The sequence below is a fragment of the Micromonospora sp. C51 genome, from assembly GCF_018070435.1.
Taxonomy (GTDB): Bacteria; Actinomycetota; Actinomycetes; order Mycobacteriales; family Micromonosporaceae; genus Micromonospora; species Micromonospora sediminimaris.
Map to the genome: position 1 here is coordinate 42,651 of NZ_JAGPXQ010000043.1, position 7,452 is coordinate 50,102.

The 7,452-nt window shown below is 73.6% G+C and carries 6 protein-coding genes; 3 read left to right on the plus strand and 3 right to left on the minus strand.

What is annotated here, in order from left to right; all coding sequences use genetic code 11:
- Positions 1–87: 87 nt before the first annotated feature.
- Together KBX50_RS27710 and KBX50_RS27715 are read right to left on the minus strand one after the other, a co-directional pair.
- Positions 88–330: a hypothetical protein gene (locus tag KBX50_RS27710; RefSeq protein ID WP_210940731.1), complete on the minus strand. Its 243-nt coding sequence runs from the start codon at positions 328–330 to the stop codon at positions 88–90.
- 161 nt (positions 331–491) lie between these two features.
- Entirely contained in the window at positions 492–3,119 is a 2,628-nt protein-coding gene (locus KBX50_RS27715; RefSeq protein ID WP_210940714.1) for a S8 family serine peptidase, read from the minus strand.
- Between the two features lie 113 nt (positions 3,120–3,232).
- Here KBX50_RS27715 and KBX50_RS27720 point away from each other — a divergent pair, with 113 nt between their 5' ends.
- Both KBX50_RS27720 and KBX50_RS27725 read left to right on the plus strand, forming a co-directional pair.
- Complete coding sequence (locus KBX50_RS27720) at positions 3,233–5,056, plus strand: glycerol-3-phosphate dehydrogenase/oxidase (RefSeq protein WP_210940716.1); 1,824 nt, start codon at positions 3,233–3,235, stop codon at positions 5,054–5,056.
- An 85-nt stretch (positions 5,057–5,141) separates the two neighbouring features.
- Positions 5,142–5,663 carry a hypothetical protein gene (locus tag KBX50_RS27725; protein ID WP_210940718.1) on the plus strand — a complete coding sequence of 174 codons (522 nt, stop codon included), beginning with the start codon at positions 5,142–5,144 and terminating at the stop codon, positions 5,661–5,663.
- A gap of 12 nt (positions 5,664–5,675) precedes the next feature.
- On the opposite strand, the gene KBX50_RS27730 is transcribed toward KBX50_RS27725, so the two are convergent.
- On the minus strand, positions 5,676–7,076 hold the full coding sequence (locus KBX50_RS27730; RefSeq protein ID WP_210940720.1) for an FAD-binding oxidoreductase: 1,401 nt from the start codon (positions 7,074–7,076) through the stop codon (positions 5,676–5,678).
- Positions 7,077–7,142: 66 nt separating this feature from the next.
- Between KBX50_RS27730 and KBX50_RS27735 the strand changes: the two genes are divergently transcribed.
- The coding region (locus KBX50_RS27735) for a DUF4031 domain-containing protein (protein ID WP_210940722.1) at positions 7,143–7,452 on the plus strand (310 nt) is incomplete at its 3' end.

Here is a 7,452-nt window from a genome sequence, read left to right on the forward strand (position 1 = left end):
GAAGGGGCGGGCCGCGTCAGCGGTCCGCCCCTTCCGCTTTGTCGGCGGTGGCCGGCCGACCCCGCGTCGGCGGTCGTGGCTGGTCGGCTACGTCGGCAGCGGCCGCTGGTTCCGTCGCTTCCGGGCCCGGTCGTACGGTGGTCGGTGCTGAACCGGCTCGTCCACCAGGATGAGCGGCTCCTCGGGTGGCTCGTCCACACCTGTCATCTCGGCCAACTGCTCGGCGTCGCCGTAGTCGAGCCGGTCGATCGGCAGTTGGCCGGGGAGTCCGTGGACCGCAGCCCCGGTGGCTGGTGGGGCTTCCCGAGCCTGATCGTCGTCCGTGCTCATCGCTGCCTCCTCTACCGAAACGGTAGGGCGCGCCGAGCACCAGGACGGGCGAACGGCATTATCAGGATCTATTTACTATTTGCACTTTTGATGTGGTCAAGAGCGCTACGTCCGTAAGAAGCTACGTTCGGCCCGGACGCCGGTACCGGCCCGAATGGCGATCAACCACGGGCCGCCGAGACGGCCGCGTACGCGTCGACCAGGCCGGCGCCCACGATGTTCGCCGGGCCGCCACATTCGTCGGTCCGCGCCCGGGCCGGGTCGTTGGTCTCGATCGGGTCGGCTGTGTCGCGGAGGATCCGCCGCGTCCGGTCAAGGTCGCCGACGAGTTCCGGGTTGGCTGACCACATCAACGCGACCACGCCAGCCACCTGTGGTGTGGCCATCGAGGTGCCGTCGAGCACGGCGTACCCGCCGCCGGGCATCGCGGAGATGACCTCCGCCCCCGGCGCCATCAGATCCGGTTTCGTCACTCCGGCGACCGTCGGACCACGGGAGGAGAAGGCGGTGACCCGCCGCCGGTCGTCCACCGCGCCAACGGTCAGCACGTCCGCGTAGGGTGCGGGCGGATCCTGCACGGAGCCGCAGAACGGGCCGGTGTTGCCGGCCGCCGCGACGACGAGAATCCCGGCGGCCTCCAGCGCTGTGGTGGCCGGCCGCAGCGCCGAGGGATCGCAGCCTTCGATCGGCGGGCAGCCCCACGAGTTGGTCAGGATCTCCGGCGCCCGGGCGGGCCGCCCCTGTCGGAACGGGTCGCCGCCGAGCGGGAAAGGCGCCAGCATGAACTGGAGGCAGTCGAGGTAGGCGGCCGGGTTCCCCAGATTGCGGTCGAGGTTGACGCAACCGACCCACTGCGCGCCGGGGGCCACACCGATGCCGCCCCGCCCGACGGCGCTGCCCATCGTGTGGGTGCCGTGTCCGCTGCGGTCGGTCGGCGCTCCGCTGCCGTTCCACGGGTCGAACCACGAGTCGTCGCCGCCCCGAAAACCCTGGGCCAGCGTCGGATGCCGCCCGTCCACTCCCGAGTCGGAACTGCCCACGGTCACTCCGTCGCCGGTGACGCCGAGTTCGGACCAGACCCGATCCGCGCCGATCATGGTGATGTTCCACGGCGGGCCGGACGGGGGCGGAGCGCTGCCGGTGGCGCTGTCGGCTGGCGCCGGCAACGGACGCAGTCGCTGGCTGACCAGTACCCGATCCACCTCCGGTCGGCTGGACAGCCAGGCCCGTACCGCCGGCCCACCAGCCACGTCGATCGCGTTGACCAGGTAGTAGGGGGTGTGTGGCAGTCGAGCCCGCCGCAGGTCCCGCCGCAGGTCGGCCTGGGTTCGGTCGGCGGTGTCGACCAGCCGCCGGTAGACCTCCTCGGCGCGTGCGTCCCGGCCCGCTTGACCCGGCCCGCCGGGCACACCGCTCAGGTCCGCCTGTTCGCGGAGCAGTACGAAGAGCCGCTCCCCGTGCAGCCCTGGCTGACCGGCGGTCGCGCCGACCAGACCGACCGTGGCCAGCAGCGTCAGGGCGCTCGCCGCGGCCAGCAACCGGCTCGGCGTGCGGGCCGAGCGGCGCGCCAGCAGCAGGCCGTAGCCGACCGCCAGCACCAGTCCGACGGCGAGGCCGACACCGGTCGCCGCCGCGACCCAGAACGGCACGTCGCGGCTGCCGACCAGCAGCAGGCTGACCTCCTCCGGGTCGGTGAAGGCAAGCGGGCCGAACACACCGAGCCCGACCAGCCAGGCGGTCGGCGTCCGACCGCCTGGCCCGGCCGGATGGTGGGCCACGACGCCCCCGGCGACCGGCTGATCCGGCAGAACACGGCTCGTGCCCGGGTGGGCGACACCACGGCCGGCGGCCGGCCGGCGACTCACGGCCCGCAACGCGGCCACCGCGAAACCGGCCGGCGGCAGCGTCACCAGCAGGGGCAACTGCGCGCCGGAATGGCCGGTGCCGGCGCCGACCAGCAGCAGCACCACCCCGGCGACGAGCCCGCCCAGCAGCACCAGCCGGGCCGGTCGAGGTGGTTCGTCGGCCCCGAAGTGGCCCCAGAACCGAACGTCGAGCAGCGTCGCCGCCAGCACGCCGACGGCCGCCGCAGCCAGCCCGGCGAGCACGGTCTCCACCAGTCCGCCGAGTGCCCCCCACCAGACCCACGGCAGTAGCAGGGCGAGCCCGGCGGCCACCGCCAGCAGGGCCGCCACCGACGGCTGTCCATCCAGTCGCGCCGGACGCCCGGTCGGGACACCCACCCGGACGCCCGAGGCGTCTGCGTGCTCGGTGGTGCCTGAGCCCGAGCCGTCCCCGGGCGCGGCGGTTTCCTTACCCCCCAAGTCACCGGGCGGATGCGCGGGCCGCCAGGTCTCGGCGAGCCGGCCGGGGCCGAGGACGTGGGAGGGCAGCCGGGTCGTCACCACCGCCAGCAGCGTGGCCACGAGGGCCAGCGCGCCGAGGTACGCCTCGTGGTGCACCGGGGGGATCGTCCGCAGCAGCCCGAGCAGGCCGAGTACGAGCGCACCGGCGAACCAGAGCCGGCCGGTGACGCGGACCGCCGCCGAGCGGGGAACGAGGGCCAACGGCAGCGTCGCGGCGGCGATCAGCAGCACGGTCAGCAGGCAGGCCACCGGCCAGAGCGGGACCAGCCGGTCCAGCCCGCCGATCAGCACCACCTGGTCCACGGCCCAGCCGCCGGTCTGGGCCAGGACCGTGACCGCGACCGTCCAGCAGCCGGCGAGAACCGCCGCGACGATCGCCCAGGGGCTGGCGGTCGAGCCGGGTGTGGTGGGTTCCGCCCGCATCCGCACACAGTACGACGCAGCCGCCGCGCCGTCGGACAGATCCGGCGGGCAACGGATCGAGGTCCCCGGGCCGGCACGTGTCGGGGGAGGACCGGGCCGGTTAACGTGGACGGGTGCGTGATCCGAACGTTCTGCGGTCCGTTGCCGGGCAGCTGTCGCCCGCCCGCCGCGCCGCCGACCTGCGTCGGTTGCGCGCCGAGCGGTTCGACGTGCTGGTGATCGGGGGCGGGGTGACCGGTGCCGGAGCGGCCGTCGATGCCGCGTCCCGGGGCCTCAAGGTGGCCCTGGTCGAGGCCCGCGACTTCGCCGCCGGCACCTCCAGCCGGTCCAGCAAGTTGATCCACGGTGGCCTGCGCTACCTGGAGCAGTTGGAGTTCGGCCTGGTGCACGAGGCGCTGACCGAGCGCGGGCTGCTGGCCACCCGGCTGGCGCCGCACCTGGTGCGGCCGGTGCCGTTCCTGGTGCCGCTCCCCGCTGGGCAGGGCGTCCGCGACCTGCCCGCCCGACTGCTGCGGCGGGCCTACTACGGCGCCGGGGTGGCCGCGTACGACGCCTTCGCCGGCCTCTTCGGCGGCGGTCGGGGCATGCCGCTGCACCGGCACCTGAGCCGGGAGGGTGCCCGCCGGGTCTTCCCGAGCCTGCGCTCGGACGGCCTGGCCGGCGCGATCCGTTACCACGACGGGCAGGTCGACGACGCCCGCCTGGTGGTCACCCTGGCGCGCACCGCCGCCAGCCTGGGCGTGACCGTGGTGAGCAGTGCCCGGGCGGTCGGGCTGATCCGGCAGGCACGGGAGGTCACCGGGGTCCGGGTCCGTGACCTGGAGGCGCCCGCCGGCTCACCCGAAGCCGAGTTCGAGGTACGCGCCCGTACGGTCATCGCCGCCACCGGTGTCTGGACCGACGACATGTCCCGCATGCTCAACGACGTCGGGCTGCGGCCCGGGGTCCGGGTCCGGGCGTCCAAGGGGGTGCACCTGGTGGTGCCCCGCTCGGCGATCACCGGCGAGACCGGGCTGATCCTGCGTACGGCCACCAGTGTCCTTTTCGTCATCCCGTGGGGCGGGCACTGGATCATCGGCACCACGGACACCGACTGGCGGCTGGACCGCTCACACCCGGCGGCCTCCGCCAGCGACATCGACTACCTGCTCCGGCAGGTCAACACGGTGTTGGACCGCCCGCTGACCACCGCCGACATCGAAGGGGTCTATGCCGGGCTGCGTCCGCTGCTGGCCGGCGAGGCGGACTCCACCTCGAAACTCTCCCGGGAGCACGCCGTCATCGAGCCGATGCTCGGGCTGCTGCTGGTGGCCGGCGGCAAGTACACGACGTACCGGGTGATGGCCGCCGACGTGGTCGACCGGGCGATGCGACGGCTCGGTGGCCAACGGGTGTCGCGTACGGCCGATCTGCCGCTGCTCGGCGCGGACGGGTACGCGGCCATGTGGCGGGACCGGGCGGACCTGGCCCGCCGCCACGGCCTGCCGGTGGGCGTGGTGGAGCACCTGCTGGAGCGCTACGGAAGCCTGACCCTCGACATGCTCGCCCTGATCGACGCCGACCCGTTGCTGGCCTCCCCGCTGGCGGGCGCGCCGGAATATCTCGCCGCCGAGGTGACGTACGCGGCCCGCGCCGAAGGGGCGTTGCATCTGGAGGATGTGCTGACCCGGCGTACCCGGATCTCGATCGAGACCAACCACCGGGGCCTGGAGTCGGCCGAGCACGCGGCTGAGCTGATGGGTGCGGTGCTGGGCTGGGACGCGGCTCGGCGGGCGCGGGAGGTCACCCACTACCGGGGCCGGGTGGAGGCCGAGCGACAGTCCCAGCTGATGCCGGACGACGCGACCGCCGACGCCGCCCGACTCGGCGCGCCGGACGTGCGCGGCTACGCTGCGGATCGGGGCGCTGACGACGGCGCGGCGGGGGTGGCCCGCTGAGAGATCCACTCTGGAGATCGTCGAGCATGGATATCTCTCCGACGGGTTACGCTCCCTACCTACGGTGGGGTAAGTTCCGCGAGTGATGGCGCTTTCCCGATCACGACTGGCCCTCCTGCCCGGCATCGTCCTACTGGCGGTCGCTCTCGGCGGCTGTGCGCCCTTCGGCGACAACTCCGAACCGCCCGTGGAGGCGAGCGCGCCGGCCGCCGGGCAACCCGGCGGCGCGGGGGCCACCACCGGAAAGGGCCGGGTCAGCCTGCTCCAGAACGACGGGGCCGACGGTCCGCTGCGCACCCTGAACGTGGAACCGGACGGGCGTTGGGAGTGCGCCAACTGTGCCGGCGACGGAGTCACCTCGACCGGCGCGTTGACCGATGAGCAGCGAGAGCGGCTTCAGCAGCTGCTGGCCGAGCCGGAGCTGGCGCGGGAGACCGACGAGGCCCGCGGCTACCGGGTCAGCTGCGTCGGCTCACTCACCTCCAGCCTGCTGACCGCAGCCGGTCTGATCACCTCGCAGGACTGTCCGGGGGAGGAGCGACCGCCGGTGGCCGAGGAGATCCTGCTGCTGCTCACGCAGAACACGCCCGCCGAGATGGTCGGCTGACGGCTGAGCGGGTCAGAGGACCTTTCCGGGGTTGAGCAGGCCGGTCGGGTCGAGCGCCGCCTTGATCGCCTGGTGCACCCGTACGCCCACCGGACCGATCTCCCGGGCCAGCCAGTCCCGCTTCAGCAGCCCGACGCCGTGCTCACCGGTGCAGGTGCCGCCCAGGTCCAGCCCCAACCGCATGATCTCGTCGAAGGCTCGTCGGCCACGCTCCAGGCTCGCCGGATCGGCTCGGTCGACCACGATGTTGGGGTGCATGTTGCCGTCACCGGCATGACCGACCACCCCGATCGGCACCTGGCACTCGGCCGAGATCCTGGCCACCCCGTCGAGCAGCGCGGCGAGCGCTCCCCGGGGCACCGCCAGGTCGTCGATGATCAGGCCACCGCTGCCGCCCGGGTACGCCTCCGCGGCGTACTTCTCCATGGCCGGGTGAGCCGACCGGCGGGCCTGCAACAGCGCGGCGGCCTCCACGGCGTCGCTGGCCGCGTACACCTCCTCGGCACCGGCCGCCGCGCAGACCGCAGCCAACTCGGCCAGGTCCGCCGCCGCCCGGGGACCGGTGTCGGCGGCGGCCAGCAGCAGCGCCTCGGCGTCGGTACGCAACCCCATCGGCCGGTACGCCTCGATCGCCCGCAGATGGGTGCGGTCGAGCAGTTCCAGCAGGCTGGGGGAGAGCCCCTGGGCGGCGATCCGGGCCACCGCCTCGCCGGCGCCCGCGGTCGAGCCGAACACGGCCACCAGGGTCAGCGACTCCGCCGGCGCGGGGCGCAGCGCCACGGTGACCTCGGTGATCACTCCGAGGGTGCCCTCCGAGCCGACGAAGAGCCGGGTCAGGTCGTAGCCGGCCACGCCCTTGGCGGTGCGCCGGCCGGTGCGCAGCACCTCGCCGGAGGCGAGCACCACCTCCAGACCGAGCACGTACTCCGTGGTCACGCCGTACTTGACGCAGCACATGCCGCCCGCGTTGGTGGCGACGTTGCCGCCGATCGTGGACGACTCCCAGGAACCCGGGTCGGGCGGGTACCACAGACCCTGCTCACCCACGGCGGCGGTGAGCGCGGCGTTGACCACCCCCGGCTGGACGACCGCGATCCGGCTCACCGGATCGATCTCCAGGATCGCGTTCATCGAGGTGGTGCTGATCACCACCGCGTCGGCGACGGAGTTCGCCGCGCCGGCCAGCCCGGTGCGGGCACCCTGCGGCACCACCGGTACGCCGTGCCGCCCGGCCGCCCGGACCACCGCGACGACCTCCTCGGTGCTGCGCGGGCGGGTCACCACCAGCGGCGTCGCCGAGGCACACAGGTCAGCCTCGTCCCGCTCGTGCCCGCGCAGCAGGTCAGGATCGGTGAGCACCGCGTCCGGCCCGAGGGCGGCACGCAGGTCGTCGAGGAGCGGGGAGGTGGCCATGCGGCCGAGGTTACGACCGGCCACTTGTGATCATCAACCTGAGTCGGCGGCGGGTACGGTGGCTGGGTGATCTACGTGGACCGGCCGGCCTGGCCGGGGCGGGGCCGGCTCTGGTCGCACCTGATCAGCGACGTCTCCCTCGCCGAAGTGCACGTCTTCGCCGAGATGCTGGGCGCCCCGGGGCGGGGCTTCGATCGGGATCACTACGACATTCCCGCGGAGCGGTTCTCGATGGCCGTCTGGCTCGGTGCTCAGGTCGTACCCAGCCGCGACATCGTCCGCCTCCTGCGCGGTGCCAACCTCCGCCGCCCCAAACACCTCTCCCGCCCCCTCCCTCCCGCACCCTCCCAACCCTCCCGCCAGCCTCCCCCTCGCC

What these genes read in the sequence shown, in the direction of transcription:
- KBX50_RS27725 (WP_210940718.1), top strand. Translation starts at nt 5,142, where the DNA reads ATGGCGCTTTCCCGATCACGACTGGCCCTCCTGCCCGGCATCGTCCTA.
- KBX50_RS27710 (WP_210940731.1), bottom strand. Translation starts at nt 330, where the DNA reads ATGAGCACGGACGACGATCAGGCTCGGGAAGCCCCACCAGCCACCGGG.
- KBX50_RS27730 (WP_210940720.1), bottom strand. Translation starts at nt 7,076, where the DNA reads ATGGCCACCTCCCCGCTCCTCGACGACCTGCGTGCCGCCCTCGGGCCG.
- KBX50_RS27715 (WP_210940714.1), bottom strand. Translation starts at nt 3,119, where the DNA reads ATGCGGGCGGAACCCACCACACCCGGCTCGACCGCCAGCCCCTGGGCG.